Source organism: Microbacterium marinilacus (assembly GCF_019753765.1).
GTDB lineage: Bacteria > Actinomycetota > Actinomycetes > Actinomycetales > Microbacteriaceae > Microbacterium > Microbacterium marinilacus.
Genome location: NZ_JAIJZW010000001.1, coordinates 87,313 through 114,022 on the forward strand (window position 1 = coordinate 87,313; position 26,710 = coordinate 114,022).

33 protein-coding genes, 3 tRNA genes and 2 pseudogenes are annotated in these 26,710 nt (G+C 70.0%); 20 read left to right on the forward strand and 18 right to left on the reverse strand.

The features are described 5' to 3' along the window. Positions 1-117 precede the first annotated feature (117 nt). Genes K5S26_RS00390 through K5S26_RS00400 form a run of 3 tightly spaced genes read left to right on the forward strand, consistent with a single transcriptional unit; the run spans position 118 to position 3,655 of the window. Complete coding sequence (locus K5S26_RS00390) at positions 118-1,740, forward strand: ABC transporter permease subunit (RefSeq protein ID WP_221854952.1); 1,623 nt, start codon at positions 118-120, stop codon at positions 1,738-1,740. Then, positions 1,740-2,642: a sugar ABC transporter permease gene (locus tag K5S26_RS00395; RefSeq protein WP_221854954.1), complete on the forward strand. Its 903-nt coding sequence runs from the start codon at positions 1,740-1,742 to the stop codon at positions 2,640-2,642. The genes K5S26_RS00390 and K5S26_RS00395 overlap by 1 nt, the downstream gene beginning before the upstream one ends. Positions 2,643-2,659: 17 nt before the next feature. After that, positions 2,660-3,655: an alpha/beta hydrolase gene (locus K5S26_RS00400; protein ID WP_221854956.1), complete on the forward strand. Its 996-nt coding sequence runs from the start codon at positions 2,660-2,662 to the stop codon at positions 3,653-3,655. 46 nt (positions 3,656-3,701) lie between these two features. On the opposite strand, the gene K5S26_RS00405 is transcribed toward K5S26_RS00400, so the two are convergent. The 3 genes from K5S26_RS00405 to K5S26_RS00415 all read right to left on the reverse strand — a co-directional run bounded on the left by K5S26_RS00405 (position 3,702) and on the right by K5S26_RS00415 (position 5,196). Further along, on the reverse strand, positions 3,702-4,325 hold the full coding sequence (locus K5S26_RS00405) for a GntR family transcriptional regulator (protein ID WP_221854958.1): 624 nt from the start codon (positions 4,323-4,325) through the stop codon (positions 3,702-3,704). 152 nt (positions 4,326-4,477) lie between these two features. After that, positions 4,478-4,756, reverse strand: a complete 279-nt coding sequence (locus K5S26_RS00410) for a hypothetical protein (RefSeq protein ID WP_308122706.1) — start codon at positions 4,754-4,756, stop codon at positions 4,478-4,480. A 92-nt stretch (positions 4,757-4,848) separates the two neighbouring features. Continuing rightward, positions 4,849-5,196, reverse strand: a complete 348-nt coding sequence (locus K5S26_RS00415; RefSeq protein ID WP_221854959.1) for a DUF2630 family protein — start codon at positions 5,194-5,196, stop codon at positions 4,849-4,851. 159 nt (positions 5,197-5,355) lie between these two features. Between K5S26_RS00415 and K5S26_RS00420 the strand changes: the two genes are divergently transcribed. The 6 genes from K5S26_RS00420 (at position 5,356) to K5S26_RS00445 (ending at position 7,823) form a co-directional block, all read left to right on the forward strand. Beyond that, positions 5,356-5,634 (forward strand): hypothetical protein, encoded by a 279-nt coding sequence (locus tag K5S26_RS00420; protein WP_246603400.1) that lies wholly within the window; start codon positions 5,356-5,358, stop codon positions 5,632-5,634. A gap of 147 nt (positions 5,635-5,781) precedes the next feature. Next, positions 5,782-5,994, forward strand: coding sequence for a DUF378 domain-containing protein (locus K5S26_RS00425; RefSeq protein ID WP_221854961.1), 213 nt, complete (start codon positions 5,782-5,784; stop codon positions 5,992-5,994). A gap of 131 nt (positions 5,995-6,125) precedes the next feature. Then, complete coding sequence (locus K5S26_RS00430) at positions 6,126-6,491, forward strand: cupin domain-containing protein (RefSeq protein WP_221854963.1); 366 nt, start codon at positions 6,126-6,128, stop codon at positions 6,489-6,491. Between the two features lie 174 nt (positions 6,492-6,665). Continuing rightward, positions 6,666-6,896, forward strand: coding sequence for a hypothetical protein (locus K5S26_RS00435; protein ID WP_221854964.1), 231 nt, complete (start codon positions 6,666-6,668; stop codon positions 6,894-6,896). Between the two features lie 109 nt (positions 6,897-7,005). Continuing rightward, positions 7,006-7,362 carry a hypothetical protein gene (locus K5S26_RS00440; protein ID WP_221854966.1) on the forward strand — a complete coding sequence of 119 codons (357 nt, stop codon included), beginning with the start codon at positions 7,006-7,008 and terminating at the stop codon, positions 7,360-7,362. Positions 7,363-7,376: 14 nt separating this feature from the next. Then, the gene (locus K5S26_RS00445; protein ID WP_221854968.1) at positions 7,377-7,823 is read left to right on the forward strand and encodes a hypothetical protein; all 447 of its coding nucleotides are present in this window, start codon (positions 7,377-7,379) and stop codon (positions 7,821-7,823) included. A 60-nt stretch (positions 7,824-7,883) separates the two neighbouring features. Here the strand turns inward: K5S26_RS00445 and K5S26_RS18520 are convergent. The 13 genes and pseudogenes from K5S26_RS18520 to K5S26_RS00505 all read right to left on the reverse strand — a co-directional run. After that, a pseudogene (locus K5S26_RS18520) lies at positions 7,884-7,997 on the reverse strand (DivIVA domain-containing protein); the annotation flags it as partial. Positions 7,998-8,042: 45 nt separating this feature from the next. Next, a pseudogene (locus K5S26_RS18525) lies at positions 8,043-8,138 on the reverse strand (DivIVA domain-containing protein); the annotation flags it as partial. A 796-nt stretch (positions 8,139-8,934) separates the two neighbouring features. After that, positions 8,935-10,131, reverse strand: a complete 1,197-nt coding sequence (locus K5S26_RS00455) for a phage major capsid protein (RefSeq protein ID WP_221854972.1) — start codon at positions 10,129-10,131, stop codon at positions 8,935-8,937. A 497-nt stretch (positions 10,132-10,628) separates the two neighbouring features. Then, entirely contained in the window at positions 10,629-10,919 is a 291-nt protein-coding gene (locus K5S26_RS00460; protein ID WP_221854974.1) for a hypothetical protein, read from the reverse strand. Next, positions 10,897-11,145, reverse strand: coding sequence for a hypothetical protein (locus tag K5S26_RS00465; RefSeq protein ID WP_221854976.1), 249 nt, complete (start codon positions 11,143-11,145; stop codon positions 10,897-10,899). The genes K5S26_RS00460 and K5S26_RS00465 overlap by 23 nt, the downstream gene beginning before the upstream one ends. After that, positions 11,145-12,287, reverse strand: coding sequence for a M23 family metallopeptidase (locus tag K5S26_RS00470; protein ID WP_221854978.1), 1,143 nt, complete (start codon positions 12,285-12,287; stop codon positions 11,145-11,147). The genes K5S26_RS00465 and K5S26_RS00470 overlap by 1 nt, the downstream gene beginning before the upstream one ends. A 2-nt stretch (positions 12,288-12,289) precedes the next feature. Continuing rightward, positions 12,290-12,601, reverse strand: coding sequence for a hypothetical protein (locus tag K5S26_RS00475; RefSeq protein ID WP_221854980.1), 312 nt, complete (start codon positions 12,599-12,601; stop codon positions 12,290-12,292). Beyond that, entirely contained in the window at positions 12,598-13,320 is a 723-nt protein-coding gene (locus K5S26_RS00480) for a hypothetical protein (protein ID WP_221854982.1), read from the reverse strand. Before K5S26_RS00480 ends, K5S26_RS00475 begins: the two co-directional genes overlap by 4 nt. Before the next feature lie 242 nt (positions 13,321-13,562). Further along, a complete protein-coding gene (locus K5S26_RS00485) occupies positions 13,563-13,889 on the reverse strand; it encodes a WhiB family transcriptional regulator (protein WP_221854984.1) in 327 nt (108 codons plus the stop codon). A gap of 199 nt (positions 13,890-14,088) precedes the next feature. Next, entirely contained in the window at positions 14,089-14,796 is a 708-nt protein-coding gene (locus tag K5S26_RS00490) for a hypothetical protein (protein WP_221854986.1), read from the reverse strand. Then, a complete protein-coding gene (locus K5S26_RS00495; protein WP_221854988.1) occupies positions 14,789-15,013 on the reverse strand; it encodes a hypothetical protein in 225 nt (74 codons plus the stop codon). The genes K5S26_RS00490 and K5S26_RS00495 overlap by 8 nt, the downstream gene beginning before the upstream one ends. Next, positions 15,010-15,573: a hypothetical protein gene (locus tag K5S26_RS00500; protein ID WP_221854990.1), complete on the reverse strand. Its 564-nt coding sequence runs from the start codon at positions 15,571-15,573 to the stop codon at positions 15,010-15,012. Before K5S26_RS00500 ends, K5S26_RS00495 begins: the two co-directional genes overlap by 4 nt. Positions 15,574-15,740: 167 nt before the next feature. Further along, positions 15,741-15,941, reverse strand: coding sequence for a helix-turn-helix domain-containing protein (locus K5S26_RS00505; protein ID WP_221854992.1), 201 nt, complete (start codon positions 15,939-15,941; stop codon positions 15,741-15,743). 107 nt (positions 15,942-16,048) lie between these two features. On the opposite strand from K5S26_RS00505, the gene K5S26_RS00510 reads away from it, so the two are divergent. Further along, the gene (locus K5S26_RS00510) at positions 16,049-16,633 is read left to right on the forward strand and encodes a helix-turn-helix domain-containing protein (RefSeq protein WP_221854994.1); all 585 of its coding nucleotides are present in this window, start codon (positions 16,049-16,051) and stop codon (positions 16,631-16,633) included. Further along, positions 16,608-17,735: a tyrosine-type recombinase/integrase gene (locus K5S26_RS00515; RefSeq protein WP_246603401.1), complete on the forward strand. Its 1,128-nt coding sequence runs from the start codon at positions 16,608-16,610 to the stop codon at positions 17,733-17,735. The genes K5S26_RS00510 and K5S26_RS00515 overlap by 26 nt, the downstream gene beginning before the upstream one ends. On the opposite strand, the gene K5S26_RS00520 is transcribed toward K5S26_RS00515, so the two are convergent. Further along, a complete protein-coding gene (locus K5S26_RS00520; protein ID WP_221854996.1) occupies positions 17,726-18,214 on the reverse strand; it encodes a YajQ family cyclic di-GMP-binding protein in 489 nt (162 codons plus the stop codon). The genes K5S26_RS00515 and K5S26_RS00520 overlap by 10 nt on opposite strands. A gap of 110 nt (positions 18,215-18,324) precedes the next feature. Here K5S26_RS00520 and K5S26_RS00525 point away from each other — a divergent pair, with 110 nt between their 5' ends. The 7 genes from K5S26_RS00525 to K5S26_RS00555 all read left to right on the forward strand — a co-directional run bounded on the left by K5S26_RS00525 (position 18,325) and on the right by K5S26_RS00555 (position 22,887). Continuing rightward, positions 18,325-18,816 (forward strand): FBP domain-containing protein, encoded by a 492-nt coding sequence (locus K5S26_RS00525; protein ID WP_221854998.1) that lies wholly within the window; start codon positions 18,325-18,327, stop codon positions 18,814-18,816. 121 nt (positions 18,817-18,937) lie between these two features. Next, positions 18,938-19,019: transfer RNA gene (locus K5S26_RS00530), tRNA-Tyr, on the forward strand. 223 nt (positions 19,020-19,242) lie between these two features. After that, the gene (locus K5S26_RS00535) at positions 19,243-20,283 is read left to right on the forward strand and encodes a hypothetical protein (RefSeq protein ID WP_221855000.1); all 1,041 of its coding nucleotides are present in this window, start codon (positions 19,243-19,245) and stop codon (positions 20,281-20,283) included. 29 nt (positions 20,284-20,312) lie between these two features. Continuing rightward, positions 20,313-21,104: an inositol monophosphatase family protein gene (locus K5S26_RS00540; protein WP_221855001.1), complete on the forward strand. Its 792-nt coding sequence runs from the start codon at positions 20,313-20,315 to the stop codon at positions 21,102-21,104. Between the two features lie 257 nt (positions 21,105-21,361). After that, the gene (locus tag K5S26_RS19095) at positions 21,362-22,633 is read left to right on the forward strand and encodes a M23 family metallopeptidase (protein ID WP_221855003.1); all 1,272 of its coding nucleotides are present in this window, start codon (positions 21,362-21,364) and stop codon (positions 22,631-22,633) included. An 81-nt stretch (positions 22,634-22,714) separates the two neighbouring features. After that, positions 22,715-22,786 (forward strand) — tRNA-Thr (locus K5S26_RS00550). A 27-nt stretch (positions 22,787-22,813) separates the two neighbouring features. After that, positions 22,814-22,887, forward strand: a tRNA-Met gene (locus K5S26_RS00555). Positions 22,888-23,003: 116 nt separating this feature from the next. On the opposite strand, the gene K5S26_RS00560 is transcribed toward K5S26_RS00555, so the two are convergent. Beyond that, positions 23,004-23,966, reverse strand: a complete 963-nt coding sequence (locus K5S26_RS00560) for a LacI family DNA-binding transcriptional regulator (protein ID WP_221855005.1) — start codon at positions 23,964-23,966, stop codon at positions 23,004-23,006. Positions 23,967-24,131: 165 nt separating this feature from the next. Between K5S26_RS00560 and K5S26_RS00565 the strand changes: the two genes are divergently transcribed. Both K5S26_RS00565 and K5S26_RS00570 read left to right on the forward strand, forming a co-directional pair. Continuing rightward, entirely contained in the window at positions 24,132-25,634 is a 1,503-nt protein-coding gene (locus K5S26_RS00565) for a mannitol dehydrogenase family protein (RefSeq protein ID WP_246603402.1), read from the forward strand. After that, entirely contained in the window at positions 25,631-26,635 is a 1,005-nt protein-coding gene (locus tag K5S26_RS00570) for a zinc-binding dehydrogenase (protein WP_221855009.1), read from the forward strand. The genes K5S26_RS00565 and K5S26_RS00570 overlap by 4 nt, the downstream gene beginning before the upstream one ends. The last annotated feature ends 75 nt before the right edge of the window (positions 26,636-26,710 follow it).

Sequence of the window (26,710 nt, forward strand, 5' to 3'; positions counted from 1 at the left end):
CGAGGCGCTCTCAGAAGCGCCGACCTCGCCGAGGCGCAGGAGCACCGCGGCCTCGGCGCGGGCCCGCGCACCTCGTCCGACGGGCAGGGGGGACATCCTCCGCACGGGCAGGGAGCCATGACCGACACCCAGACCACGACCGCAGACCCGGCCGCCGACCGCAGGCGGCTGCGCCGGCAGCGGCAGGCGCACGACCTCGCCGAGCGGGCGGGAGGCGGCATCCGACCGCTCGTCCTGAAGCTGGTGCTGCTCGGCGTCGTCGATGCGATCGCCGTGTACGCCGTGCTCGTGCTGATCGGGTTCGAGCAGTGGCTGGTGATGGGCATCGTCGTCGCCGTCGCGGCACTCGTCAACTGGATCTACTTCTCCCGCCGCACCCTGCCGGCGAAGTACCTCACGCCGGGCGTCATCTTCCTCGTGCTGTTCCAGGTGTTCGTCCTGCTGTACACGGGATACGTCGCCTTCACCAACTACGGCACCGGCCACAACGGCACCAAGGAGCAGGCGGTCGCCTCGCTCATGGCGTCCGCGCTCGAGCGGGTGCCCGACTCGCCGACCTACCCCGTCACCGTCGTCGAGCAGGGCGGCGCGCTCGGCCTGCTCGTCACGACGCCGGAGGGGGAGGCGCTGGTCGGCACGACCGAGCAGCCGTTGCAGGAGGTCGAGGGCGCGGAGTTCGACGGCGCGAAGGCGGCCTCGGCCCCGGGGTGGACGACCCTGCAGTTCGCCCAGGTGCTGCAGCGCCAGAACGAGGTCACCGCCCTGTCGGTGCCGTACTCGGAGGACCCGAACGACGGCGCCATCCGGACACCGGACGGGACCAGCGGCTACCGCTACACCTCGGCGCTCGAGTACGACGAGCAGGCCGGCACCCTCACGAACGGCGAGACCGGCGTCGTGTATCGCGACACCGGGGTCGGCGCCTTCACCGCCGACGACGGAACGCAGCTGATGCCCGGCTGGCAGATCACCGTCGGCTTCGACAACTTCGTCCGTGCCGTCACCGATCAGCGTCTGGCGGGGCCGCTCGTCTACGTCACCCTGTGGACGTTCGCCTTCGCGCTGATCTCGGTCGCGTCGACGTTCTTCCTCGGGCTCTTCCTCGCCATCACGTTCAACAACGCGCGCATGCGCAGTCGCGCGGTCTACCGCGTGCTGATGATCCTGCCGTACGCCATCCCGTCGTTCCTGTCGGCCCTGGTGTGGGCGGGCATGATGAACCAGAGCTTCGGCTTCCTCAACCAGGTGATCTTCGCGGGCGCCTCGATCCCGTGGCTGACCGATCCGATCATGGCCAAGGTCTCGATCCTGATCGTCAACCTGTGGCTCGGCTTCCCCTACATGTTCCTGGTGTGCACCGGCGCCCTGCAGTCGATCCCCGACGAGCTGCAGGAGGCGGCGACGGTCGACGGAGCGCGGCCGTGGGCGGTGTTTCGGCTGATCAAGCTGCCGCTGCTGCTGGTGAGCGTCGCACCGCTGCTGATCGCATCGTTCGCGTTCAACTTCAACAACTTCAACGTCGTCTACATGCTCACCGACGGCGGTCCGCGAGACTCGGCCGCGCCGATCCCGGTCGGGCACACCGACATCCTGATCTCGATGGTCTACAAGGTCGCGTTCACGGGGCAGACGCGTGACTACGGCCTCGCCAGCGCGTACTCGATCATCATCTTCGTCGTGGTCGCGGTCATCTCCGTGATCGCCTTCCGCCGCACCAAGTCGCTCGAGGAGCTGAACTGATGGCCACCGTCGTGGATGTCCCCGTCCCGCAGCGATCGACGCGGGGGCGCTCGCTCGGGCGCTGGTTCGCCGATCTCGGCTGGCGTCACGTCGTGGGCGTCATCGTCACCGCGTTCTCGCTGCTGCCGATCGTGTTCGTGATCTCGAGCTCGCTGAACCCGCAGGGGACGCTGACCGGGTCGAACGCGCTGTTCTCGCAGATCGGCGTCGACAGTTACGTCCGCATCCTGACCGATCCGAAGGTGCCGTTCCTGGCCTGGTTCGGCAACACGCTGATCATCGCGGGCGTCACGGCGATCTCGACGGTGTTCCTGGGTGCGCTCGCCGCATATGCGTTCTCGCGCATGCGGTTCACGGGCCGGCGCTTCGGTCTGATCACGATCGTCGTCGTGCAGATGTTCCCGCAGCTGCTCGCCGTGGTGGCGATCTTCCTGCTGCTGAGCGCGATCGGCGACTGGTTCCCGGCGATCGGCCTGAACAGCCGCCTCGGCCTGATCCTCGTCTATCTCGGCGGCGCGCTCGGCGTGAACACCTACCTGATGTACGGCTTCTTCAACACGGTGCCCCAGTCGATCGACGAGGCGGCCAAGATCGACGGCGCGAGCCACGTGCGCGTGTTCTTCACGATCATCCTCCGGCTCGTGGCGCCCATCCTCGCGGTCGTCGCGCTGCTGTCGTTCATCGCGACGGTCAACGAGTTCGTGGTGGCGTCGGTCGTGCTGATCGACACCGAGAACCAGACCCTGGCGGTGGGGCTGACGAAGCTGGTCTCCAACCCCCGCTACGCCGACTGGAGCGCGTTCTCCGCGGGCGCGGTGATGGCGGCGCTGCCGGTCGTGGCGCTGTTCCTGTTCCTGCAGAAGTACATCGTGGGCGGTCTCACGGCGGGCGCCGTCAAGTAGGGCCGTAGGCTGGCCGGGTGTCAGACGGCTGGGTCACCGACGTCCTCGGCGAGGGCTACGAGCGGCTGACGCTGCCGCTCCGCCCCGACGAGGAGGGCGAGGTCGTCGCGACGGTCGTGCGACACCTCCCGACGCCGCGTCGGCCGGGGCGACCCCGACGTCTGCTCGAGGACGTCGACGTGCTGTACGTGCACGGCTGGTCCGACTACTTCTTCCAGCGTCGGCTCGCCCGGTTCTGGGCGGACCGCGGAGCGCGCTTCTTCGCGCTGGACCTGCGCAAGTACGGCCGGAGCCTGCGCGAATGGCAGACCCCGGGATACGTCGCCGACCTCGAGACCTACGACGAGGACATCCGTGCGGCCCTCGACGCCCGCGGGCCGTCGACGGGGCGCCGGCTGGTGCTGCTCGGCCACTCGACCGGCGGACTGGTGCTGAGCCTCTGGGCGGCGCGCCACCCGCGGGAGGTGTCGGCGCTCGTGCTCAACAGCCCGTGGCTGGAGTTCCAGCTCAGCGCGGTGGCGCGAGCCGCCCTGTCTCCTGTGGTGGAGCTGCGCGCGCGGCTGCGGCCGCTCGACGCCATCCGCGTCACCGACCACGGGTTCTACGCACGGGCGCAGGAGGAGGCCGCCGATCCCGAAGACCCGGTCTCGATCGACGCGTCGTGGCGCCCGGTGGGCGGCTTCCCCGTGTACGCCGGATGGCTCGACGCGATCCTGGCGGGGCACACGGCTGTGTCGAAGGGGCTGGGCATCCCGGCGCCGGTGTGCGTCCTTCTCTCCGCACGCAGCACGCTGCCGACGCGATGGAGCGACGACCTCACGCGGTCGGACACCGTCCTGTTCGTCGACGACATCGCGCGGGCGGCGCTGCGGCTGGGGAGGTCCGTCACGGTCGAGCGGATCGAGGGGTCGCTGCACGACGTCTTCCTCTCGCGTCCCGAGGCGCGCGTGGACGCCTACGAGCGCCTGGACCGGTGGGCGCGCGGGTTCGCTGCATCCCGGCCGCGCGGCTGAGGCTCCGCGCTGCTCGAGGCCGGGGAGGGGCGGAGGACTCCGCCGCTCACACGCCGAACTGGGCGCGCACGAGTCGCTCGGCCGCTCCGGCGTCACGCGCGGTGATCGCCTCGCGCAGGCGCGCGTAGTTGTCGTGCAGCTCCGCGTCCGGGGCGACGGGGCCGACGTGGTGCAGGTTGCGCCGGAGCGCGAGGTCGAAGTCCTTGAGGTGCTGGCTGTAGACGTTCTCGGAAACCAGTGAGGCGATGTAGCGCGAGAACGCGATCCTCGCGGCGATCGCCGCGTCCACATCGCCCACGGCCTCGTCCATGGCGTCCAGCAGGCGCAGCGCCTCAGCGACCTGCTCGTCCGTCATCGAGGTGAGCACGGCGTGGATCTCGATGCCGCACTTGTAGCCCGCGTAGACCAGCGAGGCCCGAACGAGCTCGTCCGTGACCTCGGTCACCCGGGTGTAGCGGCTCGGCATCATCTCGATGAGGCCGATGCGCTCGAGCCGCTGCAGGGCCTCCCGGATCGGCATGCGCGAGACGTTGAGCCTCTCGGCGAGCTCCGCGTCGCGGATGCGCTCGCCCTGCTCGAGGGTGCCGTCGATGATCGCCGCGCCGAGGTACTGGAAGACCGCGTCGGCCAGCAGCTGCTTGCTCTTCTCGAGCGGTTCGAGTGCGTCCATGCGTGGGTCCGCGGCCTCAGCCGCGCTCGCAGACGGGGCCGGCGATCGTGCTCATGCGGGGATCATCGCACACCAGGTTGAGTCGGCCCTTTGTGCGGGCTGACGGAATCCGATGTGATGGGACGAGCCCCGTCGCTCTTCGTGGGAGCGCGTCAGAGGTCGTACATGCCGCCGTACGGCGCACCCAGGTCGCCCGTGTCGCGCGCGTCGAACTGGACGGTCTCCAACGAGATCACCACGCGCGTGGCGGCCGTCATCAGCACGCTCACCTGACGGTTGCCGACCTCGGTGAAGTCGACGAACCTGCCGCCGGCCTGGACCGCCTCCTCGATGCGTGCGCGCAGCTGCCGGATGTCCTGGTCCTGTGCGAGGTAGTAGCTGCGGGCATCGATGGCGATCTCGGAACGGATCATGGTCTGCAGGTGGCTCACCGGAGCCAGCGTAGGCGCCGCCGCCCACACGAGTCACGGTCGCGCGCCATCTCACAGCGGGCGCTAAGGGGCGCTGGGCCTGGCCGAGCCGATCACTCGGCCAGCACGCGCGCGCGGGCGGCTGCGTGCTCTTCGGCGGTGATCGACCCGGAGGAGCGGAGGCGATCGAGCTCGGCGAGCCGCTCCTGCGTGCTGCGCCCGGCGGGCCGCAGCAGATCGCTCTGCATCACCCGCGCGGCGAGGTCGGCCTGGATCGTGTCGGGGTCCTGGCCGGCACGACGCAGTGCCCGCCTGCTGCGGATCGTCGCATAGATGACGTAGGCGAACACGGCGACGACGATCACCGCGATCACCCCGAAGACGATCGGGAACCAGGAGGCCATCCCCATCCCCACCCCCATCCCCGTCGCGGCGGTCATCGGGCCGGTAGGAGTCAACATGCGCCCCACCGTAGCGATCCCTCGCGCGGATCACGCCGGGGTTGACAGCTCGTCGTTCGTCCCTCGGAGCCCGCTGACGCAATGCACGCGCAGTACCGATCCGAGTGCGCTGGCGCAACCCCGGTACGGGCCGCGATCGCCGTGGCTACTCTCGGGACGATGAGCGACATGAAGACGATGGTGCGGACGGAGATCTCCGTGAACGGCCGAAGCTACTACCTCGCCCAGGACCAGGACGCGCGATCGCTGCGCGCCGGCATGGAGGGTGCCGTGCGGGCCGGCGGCGGCTTCGTCGAGTTCACGGAGGTGGGCAACCGCGTCGTGAGCGTGATCGTCACGCCCGCCTCGCAGGTGGTGTTCACCACCGAGACCGTTCAGTTCGACGAGCGGGACACGGGAGACCTGGGGGTCCCCTACGGGGGCCTGTACGACCTCTAGCGGCGCGCGCCCGCGGGAGAGGATCGATCGGGCGCTGCGACGGCCCGCGTGGACGGATCGTCCACAGGCCTTGACACGATCCCGCGGGTGGTCTGTGATCGGCACATCGGTTCGCTTCCACACGCGGCCGGCGGGGGAGACGTCCACATGGCTGCCGTGCTCATCGCTGCGAAGATCATCACGATCATCGGAGGGCTCAACTGGGGCCTGATCGGCGTCTTCGACTACAACGTCGTCGACGGCCTCCTCGGCGAGGGCTCGGTCGCCTCGCGCATCCTCTACGTCGTCGTGGGCGTCGCGGCAGTCGTCACCGTCGTCGATCTGTTCACCGCGCGCTACATCGGCGGACCCGGGGAGTGAGAAAGCGCCCCCGACGGCGCGGGCGGGCACCCGTCGTCGGGCCGAGTGTCCACCGATCGCCTGTTGGACCTCTCCTCCGCGATCCCGGCGCGGGCATCGTGGGCGACGATTGTCCTGTCGAAAGGTCCCCCATGGACGACAAGGTCAGCTTCACCGACGCCCTCGACGGGCTCACCGAGTTCTGGTCCCAGAAGGTGCTGGCCGAGGCCAACGGCACCCTCATCAAGGTCGCCAAGGGCACAGGGTCGACGACGTGGCACCACCACGACGACCAGGACGAGACCTTCATCCTCATCGAGGGCGATCTCACCGTGCAGCTCCGCGACCGCGATGTCGTCCTCGGCCCGGGCGACGTGTTCGTGGTGCCGCGCGGTGTGGAGCACTGCCCGGTGACGGCGTCGGAGGCACGCTTCATCATCCTCGGCACGAGCGTCACGTCGAACGCCGCGGGCGGCAAGCCCGATTGGAGCGTCGGCGGGGGCGTGCCCGCCCCCTGAGCCGTCGGCAGGAGCCGCTGGCCTTCAGCGGGGCACGGGCGTCCGGCCGGCGTTCGCCGTCGTGCGCAGCAAGATCCATCCTGCGGGGGAGGCCGGAGGCACTCGAACCTGATGAAGTGTGTTTGCGGGCTCTCCGCACGATGCCCGCAAGATGCGATACCTGAAAGAGGACACATGCACGACCAGAACACTTCCCGGCTGCGTCTGACCCTGCGGCTGATCTCGGTGGCCGCGATCGTGGGCATCTGCGCCGCCGCCGTCTGGTTCGGCTTCGCCGCCGTCGACGGATCGGGAGGGCAGATGGTCGGTGCCAGCGCTTTGGCGGCTGCCCTGGGCAGCGGCTGGTCCGGGGCCTTCGCCGCCATCAGCGCGAAGCTGAAGACGGCGGGCGCCGCATCTGCCTGACCTTCGGACCGGAATCGTGACGTCAGCAGGCGGGAAGCGCCCACCCGACGACCCGAACGAGGCACTCGGGCGACTGGCGGGGCGTCGGCTGAACGCCGTCGTGTTCTCGATGGACATCGTGATGCTCTGGTTCGACGGCGATGAGGGCACCACCCGGAACATCTCTCTGAACTGCGACTACTTGCCCACCGTCGAGCGAGAGGGCTCGCGGTGGCGGAACGGGGACCTGGGCTACGCCGACGCGCTGCGAAGCTTCATTCCCGAGGTCGTGACCGGAACCGTGGACCAGACCGGTATCGGCCTGGTCGTGGCTTTCGCATCCGGGCGGATCATCGTTCACCCGGAGCCCGAGGAGAACTGGGGGTTCGAGATCGCCTCGCTGAACGGCTTCGCAGACGACAGCGTCATGATCTGGCGCCCCGGTGAAGCCAGCTTCGAAGACATCCGGTACGACCCAGGGAGATGAGACGCGCGGTCCCGATGATCCCTCGCCAGTCACCGGGCTACCCGCATAGTCCGACTAGCGCCACTCAACTGCGCATCGGCGACCTCGTCCCGGTCTCCGATCCGAGCGGGCGGTGGACATGCCTTCAGGTCATCGAGCTCAAGCCGCGCGCCCGCGCGAGCTGGGTGGCTGCCCTCCTGCCCTGGCGGGATACATACGAGCCCACGGCCGACGACGTCCGCGATCTCGCGCCCATCCACCGCACGCTCACCGGCATCGAGGTGTTCGTCCACGGTGGGCTGAGGGCGATAGGAAACACGCCGCCGGCCGACGCGGGACAGGAACGCTTCTATGGCCCCGCGTACATCGGCAAGATGACCAACGTCTCCGGTTGGAAGGCATGCATTCGGCTCGCGCAGCACTATGCACGCACCGGAACGGTCGACCCTCGCGCCGCTCACGAGAACGCGGCCGATCGCTAGACGCCGACTGCCCGAGACGACTCGGAGGGTGCCCGCTTGCGAACGCTAGCGCTCCTCGTGGCGTCGCAGCGCGACCACCACCTGGTCGAGGAAGTCGTCGACCTCGTCCTGGTCGTACCCGGAGCGGAACCTCGTCGAGGTGAACCGGTGGCCGGTGACGTGCTCGGCCGTGATGGGGCCGTCCGCACCGCCCTGCTCGTATCCGGCGAGCGTCGCCGCGATGCGCGTGAGCAGGTCGTCCACCTCGTCGATGACGTAGCCCGTCCGGAAAGCCGTCGTCGTGAACCTCTTCGCCGAGACGTCCGCTGCGTGCATGCCGCTCCTCCGCCAATCGCGTCGATCGTCCCGCTCGGGGGCGGGCTCGGTGACGGGCACCGGCCGTCAGCGGCCAGGCCCGGAGTCTTGTCTTACCGGTAGTTGATGAATCGCGCTCGCGAAATTGCGGGGGATAGGGTGCAATGGCGATTCGTCGCCTAACCGGGGATTTAGACCGAGTGTATCGCAGACGTCGATAGGCCTGAGTTGGGAATCCTGCGGACTCTGTGCGGACTGTGAGCGCCCGCCGCGGACAGGGTGGGACACCCGAATGTGTCCCACCCTGTCCCGCATTGTGTCCCACCCTGTCACGCGTTACGTCACGCCGTCCGTCACGCCTCCGGGACCGTCTGTCACCGCGAGATTCCGCGGATTCCTGCCGCCAGGCGCACGCGCACGGGACGGGGCACTGCAGGGGGTGGGACAGCGTGACATGGGACAAAGGTGTCCGGAGGGGGACAGATCACTGCCGGTGGACTGCCTAGGGCACCGATCCCTAGAGATTCCGACGCCCCCAGGGTGCAGGCGGGGCGTGGGCGGGTGTTCGGTGCTGTGGTGGGCTAATCGGTCGTCTGGGGTGCTGTCGTCGCGTCTGTGGGGCGACCAGCAGATGGACACGCCTGGCGCGCGTCAAGATCATGAGCAGTGCTCAGGACTTGGTGCACGAGCGCTTGGCGCAGGAGGTTGCGGAGCGGGCCCGGGCTCAGGGCGCCTCGTCCGCGGCGAACGTCACGATCAACGTGGATGGCGAAGGCATGACGTTCGACGCGGAGCGGGTGCGTCAGCGGGCGGACTGCTACGCCTCGAGGTCGACCTGCACGAACGACACGGGCTTCTTGACGCGGAAGCCGTAGCGGCCTTCGTACATGAGCAGGAACGAGTTGTTGGTGGTGCGCTTGCCGGTGTCGACGACGAGCTCGTCGTCTCCGACCGGGATGAGTTGCGCCTGGGAGAAGTCGCCGACGAGTGCCGTGCCGGCGGGGATGCCGGCGGTGACGGCGATCGGTGCTCCGAGACGGGCGGCGATCTCGGCCTGGCTCTTGAACAGGAACGCGCCGGTCGTGCCGTTCTCACGGAGGTTCTCGAGCTGCTCGAGGTCCTGCGGGTTGAGAACCCAGCCGTCGAAGGCGAGCTCCTGCGCGATGAGCTTGTACTTCGCTCGCGACAGGGTCGTCAGGATGTCGGTGGTGAAGGCCTGGGCCTGGATCCCCGACGTCTCGAGCAGACCAGTGAAGCCCTCGCCCGTGCCGTCGCCGGAGAGGACGTCCGCCTCGATCGCGAGGATCGTGTCCTCGGCGAGCTGCGTGCGGACGACCTCGATCAGCGTGGAGTAGTCCGAGAGGTAGCGGTACGGCAGGTCCTCGGTCTTGTTCGCGTACACCCGGTAGCGGTCGGACACCTCACCGAACGTGTACGTCGACGTCGGCTTCGGCTGCAGGTCCGCGACAGCCGCTGCGTTGTTCTGCCGCGCGGTCTGCCGAACGTACTTGAACTCGTTGCCCTGACGCTCCCCGGGCGGGTTGCCCCGCTCGAGAAGGTCGAGGACTGTCGTTCGGGTGGCGTCGATCTCGACCGGGGTGCCCTGGTCGAGGAGGTTCGGGACCGAGATGGATCCCGAGACCAGCGCCTTCACGCCATCCGGGGCGCCGACCGCCTTGCCCATGCGATCGATCGACTCGGTGACCTTCTCGGCCCACGCCTTCGCGCGCGGTCCCTTGCGGGTGGGGGTGGCCTTGACCTCTTCGGACGGTCCGCCGATACCGAGGTCGACGCCGATCGCCTTGAGCGCGGCGATGGTCTCGTCGGATTCCTTCGCGCGCTGCACGTCAAAGGCGAGCTTCGCGTCGGAGTGCGCCTTCATGTGCTGCTCGACGCGGGTGCTCTCCTGGGACGTGAGTTCGCGCTTGGCGGCGGTGGCAGCGTCGGCGATCTCGCGGGCGGATGCGAGCTCCCGCTGCATCTTCAGGCGAAGTTCGGGGAGGGTGGTGGACATGGTTAGTTGCTCCGTTCGATCTTGTTGGGGAGCAGCCCAGGAGTAGCGGGAGGAGGGCACTGCGCGAGGAGGGCGCCCATCTGAGCGTCGTAGCGCTTCAGAAGGCGTCGCTCGTCGCGTGTGTACTCGCGGCCATCCGCGCGACTGTGTACGTCGCGGGCGGCTTGGTTGACCTTGAGGATGTCCACGAAAATCTTGCTAGACACTGGCATCACCTTCCGGGCTGGGCTGCTGCAGCGAGTGATCTCGCGGAGATGCTCGACGCGAGGGGCTGCTATTTGCTGATGGCCGGATGACCTGGCCGGAAGTGCCGGGGGATGACCGCCCGTGCCCTTCCATGGTAGCGCTGGCTTCCGACGTTTGATCCTCGGTCTCCGGCGTGTCGATCCTGGCGAGCCCATGGAGGTACGCGACCTCGTCGGCGGCATAGAGGACCCCGTCGGGGCGCCGGAGGTGCTCAGCGAGGGACCGCCTGGGCGGCCCAGCGAACGGATCCCTCACCGCTTGCTCCGTTCTGCTCGGTCGATCGCCGTGCGGCGTCGCGCGAGGCGGTCCGCGGCCGTGGGGATGTCGCCCGCGTCGAGATCCCCCTCGAGGTGGTCCAACAGCCGCGCGTTGCGGCGCAGCCGTTCGACGAGGCTCGCGACCTTGACCTCGAGACGGTCCCCGCGCGCCCGCTCCCGGTCCGCCGTCAGCGCACGAGCGTTCGCGTGCTTCAAGGTCTGCCGCAGGTTCCCCGCGTAGCGGCGCCACTCTCGCACGTCGTCAGTCGCGTTCGGTGTCTGCACCGTCGTCCTCCTCGAGGCTGATCTCCAACAGGGCGTAGTTCAGGACATCCCGCCAGTCGTCACCGGCGACCATCCGCATGCACTCGTGCGCCACGGAAGCCAGCTGCACGAGCAACGCCGTCGCCTGTCCGCCCTCCGCGGCCTGGCGCAGCACCGCTGACGTCTTCGTGAGGTCGCCGTCGGCTATCGCGAGGATCAGCTCCCCGGCCGTCGTGCGCGTACCCATCAGGCGGCCTCCGCCATGTAGGCGCCGAGGTCGTCCAGGGCGTTGGCGCCGGGCCAGCCGGTGCCGGTGTAGCCGCGCTTGAACGACACGTGGATGTGCAGGCCGTAGCCGACGTCGGATCCGAACCCGGAGCCGCCGGTGTAGGCGAGGACGTCGCCCTGGGAGACGCGTTGCCCGGGGCTGACGGGGAAGCTCGACAGGTGCAGGAATCGGAACCAGTCGCCGGCGTCGGTGACGAGGGTCACGTACCGGCCCGTCGCGTCAGAGTTGGTCGGCTTGACGTCGACGATCACTCCGTCGCCGGGCGCCCACACGGGCGTGCCCCACGACGTGAACCAGTCGATCCCTGGTTCCTGGGATCCGCGGGCGACGTGCGCGGCGAAGTCGTCGCCGAGCTGCCACGCGTCGGGGTTGACGGGGTAGATGTAGCCGGCGGGGTTGTCGCCCGGCAGGCCGGGTGTGCCGGGGTTGCCCGGTTCGCCGGGGACGGGGCCGCCGGTCGGTGCTGCCCAGAACCGGCCGAGGCTGTCGACCACGGCGTACCGGAGGCCGGTGGCGTCGGCGGGTGGGGAGGCGAGGCCGGGGATGCGGATGGTGTTGTCGTGGAAGTACACGACCCTCGTGCCCATCGTGAACGTCAGTCCGTCACCGGCCGGGCTTGCTTGCACCTGCACCTTGCCGAGGTTGATCCGCGGCGACTCGTAGGAGCTGTCGAGGGACACCATCGCGTCGCCGATGCCGACTTCGATGCGGCCGGTGCCGTCGGACGCCGCCCGGATCTTGACCCCGGTGCCGATCGTGATCCGTTGCGTCGACGAATCCAGAACGATGTTCGCCCCGATGCGGATCCGCCCGCCGCCCTCCGGGGTGATGACCACCCCGCCGACTGTGATCGAACCGCCGCCGGTGACATCCATGTCGCCCTGCAGCAGCAGCTCGCCGAGGACCTTCAGGTTCCCGTAGACGACCGCGGACCCCGTGGGATCCTCCGCGGTGCCGACCTCGAGGCCCTCCACGGACTTGATGCGGAAGGCGCCGCGGTCGACCGACGTGGATTGCGCGCGGGTACGGGAGTTGTTGCGCCGGAGGTTGTCCTGCGAGCGCCGGCGGGACTGGATCGGGTCTGACAGGTCTCTAACCATGCTCAGCGCACCTCCTCGGGGAAAGCGCACCGGCCCTGCGGTGCCTCGACCTGGTACAGCCGCCCGGTGACGGCGTGGATCGCGAGGAACGTGAAGCCGCGGTCGGGGGCGTCGACGATGATCCGGGTCGGCAGGCCGGTCGGTGGCTGGTTGGTGCGGATCAGGGCGCCGGTGGCGTCCTCGGCGAGGTAGTGGAAGTCGCGGCCGAGCTCGAGCACGTCCCCGGGGTCGTCGTCCGGCCTCGCGGGCCGGGTGGGGACGGCGCCCTCGGCGGCGCGCTGCAGCTCGGGGTGGTTGGTGGGCTTGAGGGTCATCGTGAGGCTCCTTCGTAGACCTCGGTCCAGAGGCCGTCGTCGTCGGAGTCGTTGCGTTGGAAGGCGCAGGACTCGCAGATGTACCAGACCGGGGCTCCGGGGTGGCGGGGTGGGTGGATGAGGACGGTCAGCAGGTCGCACTCGGCACAGGGGTGCCAGGCGCGGCGGGTGCGGTCCTCGAGGGGCCAGCGGGCCAGGGCGCGGGTGACGGTCCAGAACTCCGGGTATTCGGGCAGTTCCACGGGCATGACGACGGCCCACCAGGTGGTGAAGGCTTCGGCATCGTTGGCAATCGCGTCGAACCCGGCCAGGATCGCCCCGACGTGCCCGACCGCCGCTTGGCGGGTTTCCTCGGGGGTGGTGCTGGCGGTGGTGTCGGTGACGCCGATGCTGGTGAGAAGGTCGCGGGACGCGTCGAGCATGTCCGACGATGCCGGGGCGTTGCCGTTACCGCCGCGGCCGGCGCGGGGGACGTGGGTGTACTCCTTCGCGCGGCCGACGTTGTGGACCATGGTGCGGAGGTGCTCGAGCAGGTCGGGGACGAGCTCGAGGCGGCGGTACAGGCGCCCATAGCAGCGGTGGCAGACCAGCGCCCCGTCCCGCGCCTCCCTGGGTACGCACCCGTCGCACGCCTCGTGCGTTTCGTGCCCGTACGCGGGGCACGAGGCGTAGTGCTCGCCGCGGACGCCACAGCCACGGATGCAGGAACGGTCGGTCATCGGGTGGGCTCCTTCGATCGGGACGATGGGGTGGGATTCCTTCACCCCGCGGCGCACGCGTGTGCGCGACGCGTGGGCGCCCAGTAAGCGGGCACCCCTGGCGGGGATGGGGTACGTCTGCCGTACCCCATCGCCACGCCCCGCGCGTGGGCGCGAGGTGCAGGGTGTAGCGATTCGCGACCCCCTCGCAAGGGGGTGTCGATTCACCACCCCCTTGCGGCGCGCGACCAGCGCGGCGGGGGTCATCGGGTGGCCTCCCGTCGGGGGTATCGGGTGCCGGCCCACACGCCCACGGGTGGGAGTGCGGCGGCCGCGTAGTCGTCGCACGCGGCCTGGGCGGGGCAGGTGGCGCATACGGCCGCCATGGCGTCGACGTCGGCCGTGGTGGGGTGATCGGCGGTGAACCGGTCATCTCCGGCGCAAGCGGGCGCGTGGGCGGTCAGGACGGCATCGAGGCGGTCCCGTTCGGCGGTCGCGTCGCGCATCGGCGTGTACCGGGCGGTCGGCTCGTCGACCAGGGCGCCGCCGAGACGGGACCGCAGCGCCGCCGGAGGGAGGATCGCGGTCATGCGGCGCCCCTCCTCGCCTGTTCCCACGCCGGCGACCCGATCGCGACCTCGCCCGTGTCCCGCAGCCCGCAGGCGCAGTACCCGGATGCGCCGTAGTCGTGCGCGTGCGGCTGCGACGGCCGAGGCGCCAGGCGCGACCGGACCGGCCGAGGCGGGGGCGACGCCAGGCCGCCGCCGAGATCCGCGTACGCTTCGCTGATCACGCGGCGCCCCTCTGCGGGTCGCGGTTCTCGCACCTGGTGCACGTGCCGTCCTGCAGACGGGTGTGGTTCCCCGGGCCGCAGTCCAGGATGCGCGGGCTCATCGTGCTCGGGAGCTTCACCGCGGCAGCCGCCTCGGCGGCTTCACGGTCCCGCTTGCAGGCCATGCAGGGCTCGTCGTGATCCCACGACGGGTGCCGTCGACACGTGCTCGTGCGCGCGCGTGCCTCTTCTCTTCTTCCTTTGCCTAGGCCTAGGCCTACGTTCGCCGTGACGTCACGCGTGACGTCACGCTCTACGTCCGGTGTGACCGCCCCCGCCTGAGCCACTGAACCCCCCTCCGTGGTGTCCGGTGCCGCCTCGGCGGCTTTCTGCCGCTCACGACGCCGTCGCTGACGATCCCGGGCACCCGTGCGGTAGCTCTCGATCTGCTGAGCCGTGGACTGGCCCAGCGCTCCCGCCCAGTCCTCGAGCTGATAGCCGTTCTCCGTCGCCGTCCACAGGCCGGCGGCGGTGATCTCGGCGTTCGCGTCGTCTCGCACGCCGTCGGGGTGCAGGTAGCGCAGGTGCCGGGCGGGGATGGCGCCGTCCGTGCCGTTCTCGACGGACCACATCAGGGCACTGGTGAACACACGCCATGCGGCGTCGCTCAGGTCGAGGAACCTCATCTGACCGAGCCATTCCGATCGCAGCCGTGCATCAGCCATCCCGCTCCCTCAGCTCGTCGTCGACGTCTGTGCGCCGGCGCAGCGGCCGCACGTCGTCGATCCGGTTCGCGGCCGTGACCAGCGCCGCGGCGAGGGCTCGCGCCTGGTCAGGGTCGAGGCGGGCGTCACGGATGGGGTGACTCAGAATCACCACGTCGCGGTCGGTGTCGACGACGACCGGCTCGAGCGAGCGCCGCGGCAGCACGGACGCGATCACTGCGGCACCGCCTCGTTGGACATGGCGTCGGCGACCGTGTGGAGGGCCTCGCCCAGCAGGCTCAGCGTCAGCGGCGTCGCGAGCATGTCCTTCATGGGCGTGGTGTCCACGAGGAGCTTCGTCGTCTCGGTGGTGACGTTCCCTGCCGGGATGACGCCGTCCGGTTCGAGCGCGTCATCGACGGTGACAGAGAACGCCTGCTCGACGCGGATGCGGCCCTCGGGGGTGTCCAGGACGGTCTTCCGGAACGAGATCAGCACGTGCGGGTAGTCCCCGGCGTACACCTCGAGCTCGTTCGCCCACGCGGGCATCGGGAGCGGCACGTCGGTGACCTCCGCGACCCGGTCCTCGAAGTGCATCTCAGCGAGGTTCTGGCTGAACTCCGGAATCGACGAGCGGATCCACTCCTCGTCCCGGTAGGGGGTCGCGTTGCTGAGCTCCGCGACGCGCGGATCGTCCTGCGAGGTGATCGGCGTTTCGGCTGCGACGTGCATCGCGCGGATGCGGGCGCAGTACTCGGCGATGGCGGTCTCATCGGGGGTGGGGGTAACGTGTCCCATGATTGGTTCTCCTTCGTAGGTGTTCTGGTCTTCGCCCTCGTCAGCCGCTGCAACGGCTGCGGGGGCACTTTCGTCTTCGGGGGTGGCGCCGCGGTCCTCGCGCAGCAGAGCGACGGGGTCTCGGCGTTCGTGCTTCCGCCGGACGGTCGCTTGCGCGTGTCTCGCCATCAGGACGCCTCCTCGAAGGCCGATGCGAAGAACTCATCGAGCTGCGCCTGCGTCACGACACGGCGCCCGGCGAGCTTCGAGGACTTCAGAGCCCCGCTGTGGATGAGCCAGCGGGTGGCCCCCTCGGAACGGCGGAGCTCCTTAGCGACCTCCGGGACGAAATAGAACCGCGGACGCGGTTCGGTCACAGGGTGGGACATGGGAGATGCCTACTTTCGTATCAGGAATGCCTAAGTCACTACTTAGTCTGAGACTATATCAGGAATGATCCATCAACAACTGCTTCATTTCTGATAGATTTGGTGGCGTGGCGAAGAGTGATGCAGAGATCGGGGCGAATCTGAAGCGGCTCCGGGGGGCGATGAGTCAGACGGAGTTGGCGCGCCTGATGGCAAAGCGAGGCCACCGTTGGTCCCAGCCGACTGTGGTCGCGGTGGAGCGAGGGGAGCGGCCGATCCGATTGACCGAAGCGGAGGATGTCGGTCAGATCCTCGACTCGGGCATCTTCCTGTTGCTGTCAGACGGGAACAAGCTCGGACTTACGATGCGATACCGCAAGGTCTCCGACGTCGAAGACCGGTTCGGCAACCTGGTCCAGGAGATCTTCGACGCGCAGAAGTCGCTCGCGATCGGTGCGGACGGCCGAATCGACGATGAGCTGAGGGAGATGGGTCTGCGGCGTTCCCCGGTTCTGATCGCGTGGGAGCAGATGGTGCTCGTGATCGACAGGTGGGATGCGCTCGAACACTCCGTCGCGATGATCGAGGGATCGGACCCGGAAGAAGCTGGCCTCGAAGAGCTTGCTGGCCTGCTCGAACACTGGCGAAGCGAGATTCAGCGCGCCGCCCCGAAGCGCGGCACGGACGATGGCGAGCATCAAACAGAGGCCTGACGGTGTCTGGCGCGCCCGCTACCGGGACGAGGGCGGCAGGGAGCACGCCCGGCACTTCAAGCTCAAGCGGGACGCGCAGCGGTGGCTGGACGAGCAGACGGCGTCGATCGTCACGGGTCAGTACGCGGACCCGCGTGCGGGGAAGATCACCTGGACGGCCTGGGTCGAGCTGTGGCGCAGCCGGCAGACGTGGACTGAGGGCACGCACGACGCCGCGGAGACGGCGTGCAAGTCGGTGCCGTGGGGTGACAAGCCGATCAAGTCGGTGCGTCAGAGCGACGTGCAGGCGTGGGTCGCGGCCGAGCAGAAACGCGGTCTGAGCCCGTCGACGATCAAGACCCGCCTGAACTACGTCAGCATGGCGTTTCGCGCCGCTGTGGCCGACAGGCGCCTCGCCACGAACCCCTCTGAGGGCGTGAGTGCACCCCGGCGACGCCGAGCGGATGCCGCCATGCAGATCCTCACCGTCGACCAGCTGCGTGCCGCGCTCGACGCCGCCGGCACCTTCCGCGCCTTCGTCGCCGTCTGCGCGTTCGCCGGCCTCCGCCTGGGGGAGGCCGCGGGGCTGCGCGTGCGCGACGTCGACTTCCTGCGCCGCACAATCCGCGTCGAGCAGCAGGTGCAGGGCTCGACCATCAAGGCCGCGAAGATCGTCCCGCCGAAGTACGGCCAGGAACGCACGATCGCCGTCCCCGACGAGCTCACCCGGATCCTGTCCGCGCACCTGGCGACGGAGGGCGGCGGTGGTGACGATCTGCTGTTCGTCACGGAGCTCGGCCGCATGTGGAACCGGAACAGTGCCGCGGGGGAGTGGCGCGCGATCCGCGCCGCGGCGAAGCTCGGCGACGTCACGCTGCACGACCTGCGCCACACGTATGCCTCGAGCCTGATCGCCGCCGGCTGCGACGTCGTGACCGTGCAGCACGCACTCGGGCATGCTCAGCCGTCGATCACGCTCAACACGTACGCCCACCTGTGGCCCTCCGCGGAGGACAAGACGCGGGCCGCGGCCGCGGACTTCGCGCGGACTGTGCTCAATTCTGCGGACTCTCCGCGGACTGAGGGCGTAAAACCCCAGGTCAGCGGGCTAGATCACCGGTAGTTGATGAACTGCAGGTCGACGTCGAGATCGGCGGCCTTGAGCACCCGGATGACCTCCTGCAGATCGTCGCGGCTCTTGCTCGACACGCGCAGCTCGTCGCCCTGGATCTGCGACTTGACGCCCTTGGGTGCCTCGTCGCGGATGATCTTGCCGATCTTCTTCGCGTTCTCCTGCGAGATGCCGTCCTTGAGGCTCGAGACCAGCTTGAACTCCTTGCCGCTGGCGGTCGGCTCGCCCGACTCGAGGCTCTTCAGCGAGATCCCGCGCTTGATGAGCTTCGACTGGAACACGTCGAGCACCGCCTTGACGCGCTCCTCGCTGTTGGCGGTGATCAGGATCTGCTCGCCGCTCCAGGCGATGGAGGCGTCGGTGCCCTTGAAGTCGTAGCGCTGCTCGACCTCCTTGCGCGCCTGGTTGAGGGCGTTGTCCGCCTCCTGCTTGTCAACCTTGCTGACGATGTCGAAGCTGCTGTCGGCCATGCCGGCCAGCCTACTGCGGGGCGCGAGGACGTGCAGGATGCCGCCCCCGCTGCGGCGGTCTGTTCGTAGACTCGGACACGGCCCTGACAGACCGACATCCGAGAGGCTGTATGCGAGCGCTCACCGAATCCGAGCTGCGAGAGTCGTTCGTCAACGCCGACGACTCCGAGGCCACCCTCATCGCGCTGCCGCACGACTTCCTGCTCACCGAGTGGGACCACCTCGACTTCCTCGCGTGGCGCGACCCGCGTTCGCGCGGGCGGGGCTACATCGTCGCCGAGATCGACGGGGCGGTCACCGGCGTCGTGCTGCGTGCCGCCGAGGGCTCTTCGCAGGCGCGCTCGGCCTTCTGCAACATCTGCCGCACGATGCAGCCCGGCAATCAGGTGTCGCTGTTCACCGCGCGCAAGGCGGGCAGCGCGGGCGCGCACGGCGACAGCGTCGGCACGTACATCTGCGCAGACCTGTCGTGCCACGAGAACGTGCGACTCGCCCTGCCGCTCGCGCCGAGCGAGTACCGCGCGAGCGTCGACATGAAGATCGACGGCACCAAGCGGCGCACGCACGACTTCGTCGCCCGCGTGCTCGACGAGGCCGCGTGAACCCACCGCGGCGAGGGAGCGGCACACCCGGCGATGCGCGGCGATTTCTGCGGAGGCCGTGCGGCGGGTAACATGATCACTCGCGTCTCCGATTGGCTGAAAAAGTCAGTCGGGTGCGCATGGCAGGTTGCCCGAGCGGCCAAAGGGAGCTGACTGTAAATCAGCCGCGTCATGCTTCGGGGGTTCGAATCCCTCACCTGCCACCCGCAAGAGAGGCCCGGCCCCGTCATAGGGACCGGGCCTCTCGGCGTCTGCGGCGAACCTCACGGTGAGGGGCCGCGTGCCGAAGCCCGGGTCCGCCGCGGAGCCATCCGAGAGCGCCTCCGACTCGCCGCCTTCCAAGGCGGCAGGACACCTGTGTGGCGGGCGGCGCCTCATGCCAGGATGTGAGCACGTGCCGTCGGGCGCACAGGCGAAGGGAGCCGCATGTCGATTCCGGATCAGGGGGCGCCGCAGTACGTGTCCCAGCAGCCGCAGCCGCAGCCGCAGCCGCAGCCGCAGCCGCAGCCGCAGACGCCGTACCCGTCGCCCGCTCCGCAGAGCGGCGGCGACGGCGACGAGCGACGGGGCGCAGGGATGCCGAAGGTGCTGCGAGGCGCGGTCTGGATCGCGATCGGTGCGCTGCTCGCCGCGGCGATCGTCTGCGTCGTCTGGGTGCTCATCGGCCCCGAGGGCAACGCGATCGTGGGCCGCGCGTTCCTGACGATCCTGCTGCTGGCCGGCTTCTCCGGCATGGTGCTGGCCGAGGCCAGCGTCGCAGAGCGCCGGCCGAGCTGGCTCGTGCTGGCCAGCATGATCGGCTGGGTCGTCGTGCTGCTCGTCGGCGCCGTGAAGATCTGGACGCCGCTGCGCGAGATCCCCACCACGTACGGGGCACGGACCGAGGACCCGCTCGTGCGGGTGTGGGAGTTCGTCCTCGTCATCCTCGTCGTGCAGCTGGCGGTCTGGCACCAGCACTTCTGCTGGAAGGCCCATCAGCGTTACGTCACGACGTTCACGCGGGTCATCGCGATCACCACGACCGCACTCGTGGTGCTGCTCGTGGGCATGCTCGTCTTCTACCTCGCCTTCCCGAACACGTTCGAGTATCCGGAGCTGTACTGGCGGTTCGTCGTCGCGCTGGCGATCCTCGTGGTGGTCGGCACGCTGCTGATCCCGCTGCTCAACGCGCTGTTCGCCCCCAAGGCGCCGCGGGCCTACCCGCAGGCGGTGGCCGCGCCGCTTCCGGGCGGCTACGCCGGCGCGGCGCCCGCCCCGCAGTCGGCGCCGCAGCAGCTCCTGCCGTGGCCGACCTACGCCGACGGGCGGACACCCCTGCCCGTCCTTCCCGACGGCTCGCCCGACTGGAACGCGTACTACACGGGCGTGCCGTCGTTCCCGCAGGCGCCCCCTCCCGCGCAGCAGGGCCACGTGCAGCCCGGCGACACGTATCCGGGATACGGCCAGGCCCCGCAGCCGCCGCGCTGACCGCACGGCGGCGACGGTAGCGTGAAGGCATGACGTCGCCGCTCGAGCTCCAGGACATCGCCGTCGAGATCGCGACGGAGGCGGGTGAGCTCGCCCGTCGGCGCCGCAGCGAGGGGGTGTCGATCGCGGCGAGCAAGTCGACCATCGCCGACATCGTCACCGAGGCCGACCGGGAGGTCGAGGCGCTGATCCGCGACCGGCTGTCGGCGGCGCGTCCGGAGGACGGGTTCCTCGGGGAGGAGTCCGGGGAGGCCGGCGGGACGTCGGGCATCACCTGGGTCGTCGACCCGATCGACGGCACGGTCAACTACGCCTTCGGGATGCCCTCCTACGCCGTCAGCATCGCGGCCGTCGAGGGACCGGTCGACCCGGGGGAGTGGCGTGCGCTGGCGGCAGCCGTCCATGCCCCGGCGTTGGGCGAGACGTTCCGCGCCGCCGCCGGCGAGGGCGCGTGGCTGGGCGGTCAGCGGCTCGCCGTGACGTGCGAGGCGCCCGCCGGAGCGCTGATCGGGACGGGGCTCGGCTACGACCCCCGCACCCACTCCGGCGACCTCGAGACGCTGGGCCGCGCCATGCCGCTGGCCCGGGACATCCGTCGCATCGGAGCCGCGTCGCTCGACCTCGCGTTCGTCGCCGCCGGGCGCCTGGACGCGTACTTCGAGCGCGGGCTGAAGCCGTGGGACATCGCGGCCGGCAGGCTGCTGGTCGACGAGGCCGGCGGACGCTCGGGCTGGTTCGCCGCAGACGGGTTCGGCCGCCATCTCGCCGTCGTGGCGGGTCCTGCGCTGTATGACGACCTGCGGGCTGCGATACTGGGCTGAGCCGGTCCTCGGATGCCTGCGCGCGGGCGACCCGAACGATCCCGGCGACCGGGAATACGACACATGGCGCTTTCAGGTCGAAGCCGTTAGTGTTTACCCAATCGTTACTCTGTCACCCGAGACGGAGAGACGGCCTGAAACGTTCTGACGAGCCGACCTCCCCCCAGAATCGGCGCCAACCCGAAAGACTGTCTGTGCCCTTCGACGTTCCCCCGGCTGAGCCCGTGTCCACACGCCGCTCACGTCGCGTCGCAGCAGTGCGCCCGGAATCCGAGGCGCCGCTGACGCGACGCCAGCTCCGCGCCAGCGAGCCCGACGCTTCCCATCGCTCCGACGCCGCCCCCGAGGTCGTCACCGCTGCGCTCCTCCACCAGCTCGCTCCCGAGCCGCGCGCAGAGGTCGCCGTCCCGGCGCCCCAGCGGCGCGCGCGCCGCCGCGTGGAGCAGGCGGCGGCGCCGGTCGTGCAGGAGCAGGCCGTCGAGCCCGTCGCCGACCCCATCGTCGAGCCCGCGCCCGTCACCCCCGTGGCCGCTGACGATGTGCCCGCTGACGATGTGCCCGAGATCCCGCTTCCCGAGGAGCCGGTCGACCTCTTCATCGAGGCCGCGCGTGCGCTGAACTTCACGGGCGAGACGCCCATCGCCGACGGTGAGACGCGTGTCGTGTCGAGCCGCGGCCGCCGTGGCGTCGTCTCCCCGTCGCCTCGCCGCACCCGTCCGTCGGGCGTGCGCCGCGTGGCGACCATCGCCGCTTCGATCAGTGCGTTCGGCGCCGTCGGCCTGATCGCCGTCGGCATGACCACGCCCCTCACGGCCCTGGCCTCGGCCGACCCTTCGGCGGCCACCGCCGGCGTGACCATCGCCACCGGCATCGCGGCGGACGGCACGGAGGAGGAGATCCAGGCCTTCGTCGCCCCCGCCGAGGTGCAGAACGCCCAGATCGAGCGCTCGAACGGCTACGAGACGACGACGTTCGCCGAGCTGGCGGAGGTCGCGGGCATCAACACCGCGAACGCGGTGTACCAGAACGACCCGACGGCCGACATCCAGTGGCCCATCGTGCTCGGTACGAGCATGTCGTCCCCGTTCGGCCAGCGCTGGGGTCGCCTCCACGAGGGAATCGACTTCACTCCGGGCGAGGGCGCGCCGGTGCAGGCGATCGCCGAGGGCACCGTGCGCATCGGCTCGTACGGCGCCTACGGCAACAACGTCTACATCGACCACGTGATCGACGGCCAGATGATCACGAGCCACTACGCGCACATGCAGGACGACTCGATCCGCGTCACCGACGGTCAGAAGGTCGAGGTCGGCGACGTCATCGGCCTCGTCGGCAACACCGGACGCTCGTACGGCGCGCACCTGCACTTTGAGCTGCGGCTGCCCAGCGGCACGGCGATCGACCCGATGCCGTGGCTGCAGGAGCACGCCGGAACGCACTACTCCGCGCAGGACGAGGAAGAGGCGATCGTCGCCGACACCGGTGACGAGACGACCGACGACACGGTCGCCGACGTCGCCGGCGAGTGAGACGCGCGCGGGACGCGGCTCGGTTCGAGTCACGGCCCTGAGGGTGATATCCTCGTGTGGTTGCCCCGGCGCGGGCAGCATGCCCCGATAGCTCAGTGGTAGAGCACTTCCATGGTAAGGAAGGGGTCGTCAGTTCAATCCTGACTCGGGGCTCTCAGCATCTTGCGACCGAGATGCGATGGCAGGGTAGCTCAGTTGGTGAGAGCGCACGACTCATAATCGTGAGGTCGCGGGTTCAAGCCCCGCTCCTGCTACAGAAACACCAGATCAGCCCCGGCTTCGGCCGGGGCTTTCTGCATCCTTGGCCCCGCCTGCACATCGCAGGACGCGGGGCATCGGGGGGATGCTGCCGGGCGTCGGAGAACTCGACTCAGGGGCGCGGTGGGGCGGTGGAGCCCCGCACGATGAGCTGGGAGTCGAGGCTCGCCACGGGCGGCGGGGTCGCGCCGGACATCGCCTGGAGGAGCACCTCGACGGCCAGCGACCCGCAGCGGCCGATCGCCAGGCGCACGGTGGTCAGGCCGGGCTGGCGGGCCGACGCCATCTCGATGTCGTCGACCCCCACGATGCTGAGGTCCTCCGGGCAGCTTCGGCCGAGGTCGCGGATGCCGGCGTCCACCCCGAGAGCGACGAGGTCGTTGTAGGCGATGACCGCCGTGGCGCCGCTCGCCACCACGGTCGCCGCGGCCGCCCGACCGCCCTGGATCGACGCGGCATGGTGCGTGAGTCGCGTGAAGCGGACGCCGAGCGACTCGCAGGCATGGGCGATCGCGTCGCTGCGGCGCACGTCGGCCCACGAGCGCAGCGGTCCCGAGGCGTACGCGATGTGGCGGTGTCCGAGCGCCGAGAGGTGCTCCACCGCCTGCCGCGGGCCGTGCTCGGTGTCCATCACGACGGAGGGGAGATCGTCGATGACGCGGTTCACCACGACGACCGGGGTGGAGCCGACGAGGGCGCGGACGTCCTCGTCGGGCAGGCGGGGCGAGCAGAGCAGCATGCCGTCGAGCTTGCTCGCGAGCTGGATCTGCTCGCGCTCGCGGTGCAGGTCCTCGTCCGTGTCGAAGAGCACCGGGCGATGCCGGCCGTTCCAGGCCTGCGCGTGGATGCCCTTCAGCAGCGTGGCGTAGACGGGGCTCGCCATGTCGGGCACGATGACGCCGAACGTCTTCTCCGCGCTGCCGCCGTTGGGCGTGTCGTAGCCCAGGGAGGCCGCCGCCTGCAGCACCCGCTTCAGCGTCGTGTCGGCGAGCCGCCCCGGCTCGCTGAACGCCCTCGAGGCGGTCGCGAGCGACACTCCTGCCTCGCGGGCGACGTCGGTCAGTGTGGCGCTCACGCTCGTCCTTCTCTGATTCGGCTCTCCACATCATCCTCCATGCCCCGACGATGAAAGGAACTTGACAAATCTTGTACAAGTATCAACAATGGCTTTCATGTCGATCGAGGACGATCCCACCGCCCGTGCGGTCCGTGTGACCGGAGACCGCCGATGAACCCGTCGATGCCACGCCTCGGCGCCGCGGCGGTGCCGCAGCACCGCGCCCCAGGCGCCGCCGGAGTGCTGCACCTCGGTCTCGGCAACTTCCATCGCGCGCACCAGGCGGTCTACACCGCCGCGGCGATGGCCGCCGACGGCGGCGATTGGGGGATCGTCGGCGTCGCATCGCGATCGCGCGGCGTCGTCGACGCCATGCGCGAGCAGGATCTGCTGTACTCCGTGGCCGAGATCTCGCCGAGCGGTACCGCGCTCACCGTCCCGGGCGTCCACACCGATGCCTTCGTCGCCGCCGAGCAGCCCGAGCGGGTCGTGTCGACGATCGCGCAGCCGGGCATCCGGGTGGTCACGCTGACCGTGACCGAGAACGGCTACAGCTATTCGCCGGCGACCGGGCACCTGGACGTCGCCGACCCGCAGATCGCCGCGGACCTGCGGGGGGAGGGCCCGCTGACCACCATCGGCCAGCTGGCGCGGGGCCTGCAGCGGCGAGCGGCGCTCGGCGGCGAGCCTGTGACGATCCTCAGCTGCGACAACCTGAGCGAGAACGGCGCGCACACCAGGCGCCTGGTCACCGAGTTCCTCCAGGAGCTGCCGGACCGCTCCGGCGCCGACGCGCTGGAGTATCTCGAGCGGTCGGTGGCGTTCCCGTCGAGCATGGTCGACCGGATCGTGCCCGCGACCACCGACCGGCTCCGCGACGACGTCGCGCACCGCCTCGGCTTCTGGGACGCCGCGCCCGTTCCCGCAGAGCCCTTCACGATGTGGGCGATCGAGGACCGTTTCGCCGCCGGGCGGCCGGCGTGGGAGGCCGGGGGCGCGATCTTCACCGACGAGGTCGGTCGCTACGAGCAGCTGAAGGTGCGCCTGCTCAACGGCACACACTCGCTCATCGCGTACCTGGGCGCCCTGCGCGGCGCGGAGACGATCTCCGGCGCCATCGCGATGCCCGAGATCGAGCGGGCCGCCCGCGCCATCCTGCGTCGCGAGTACGAGCCCTCCGTCGAGGTGCCCGCCGGCGTCGACGTGCGCGACTACGAGGAGCAGCTCTTCGGCCGCTGGGCCAACAGCGCCCTGGGACACCGCACCGCCCAGGTCGGCACCGACGGATCGGTGAAGCTGCGACAGCGTATCCCCGAGCCGGCGACCCAGGCGTTCGAGCGCGGCGAGCAGCCGCACCTGATCGCGCTGGCCGTGGCCGCCTACCTGTGCTGCGTCGCGCCGAGGCCGGGCTTCGACCCCGGCCCGCACGCGGCGTCGATGGTCGACCCCGCTCGCGCGCGGTTCGCCGCCATCGCCCAGACGGCGCGCGACGGCGCGGAGTGCGCGCGACGCGCGATCGCCGACCTGCACCTCTTCGGGCTCGAGCTCGCCGAGCGGTCAGACTTCATCGCGCGGGTCGGCGAGCTGATCGACACGATCGTGCACCACGGCGTGAGCGCCGCCATCGACGACGCGGTCGCGGCCTCCGACGCCGCGGCCGCACAGCAGAGGGAGGTCCTGCGATGAAGCGACTCGCCATCCACGGCAAGGAGGACGTCCGCTGGGAGGACGCCGCCCTGCCCGAGCCCGCCCAGGGCGAGGTGCGGCTCCGGGTCCGCTACGTCGGCATCTGCGGCTCGGACCTGCACTACTACTTCCACGGCGCGAACGGGGAGTACACGATCAGGGAGCCGCTGACCCCCGGGCACGAGCTCTCGGCGGTGGTCGACCTCGATCCGTCCGGACGCCTCCCCGAGGGCACGCCCGTCACGGTCCACCCCGCGCGCTACGGCGCGGAGACGCCCGGACGTCCGCTGCCGCCGCAGCTGCGCCCCGGCGGCGACTACCTCGGCAGCGCGGCCGTCCTGCCTCATCGGCAGGGAGGCGCATCGGAGTACCTCCTCGTCGACGAGGGGATGATCCGGGTGCTGCCCGACGGTCTGCCGCTGGAGCGCGCGGCGCTGGCGGAGCCGTTGGCCGTCGCGCTGCACGCCGTCTCCCTCGCCGGCGCCGTCGCGGGCAAGCGCGTGCTGGTGACCGGGGCGGGACCGGTCGGCCTGCTGGTCATCGCGGCCGTCGCCGACGCCGGCGCCGAGACGATCGCCGCCAGCGACGTGCGGGAGGAGGCCCTCGAGCGCGCCGCGCGGCTCGGCGCGACCGAACTGACGGTCGCCGGACGGGACGCGATCGACGACGAGTCGTACGACGTGGTGCTCGAGTGCTCCGGCGCCCCCGTCGCCCTCACCCAGGCCGTGCGAGCGGTCCGGCGCGCCGGCACCGTCGTGCAGGTCGGCATGTTGCCGAACGCCGCCGTCGAGGTCAACCTGGCTCCGATGCTCGCCAAGGAGCTCACCCTTCGTGGCGCCTTCCGCTTCTCGACCGAGATCGACGACGCGATCTCGCTGCTGACCGCCTCGGACCGCCTCGACACGGTCGTCACGCACGTCCTCCCCGCCGCGCAAGCGGCGGAGGCGTTCGCGATCGCTCGCGACTCGGGCGTCTCGTCCAAGGTGCTCCTCGCCTTCTGAGGCGCCGCCGACGCGACACCCGCCCACCCACAGACCGACACACACGACCCCGGGCCACCCGCCCGACGCATGCGG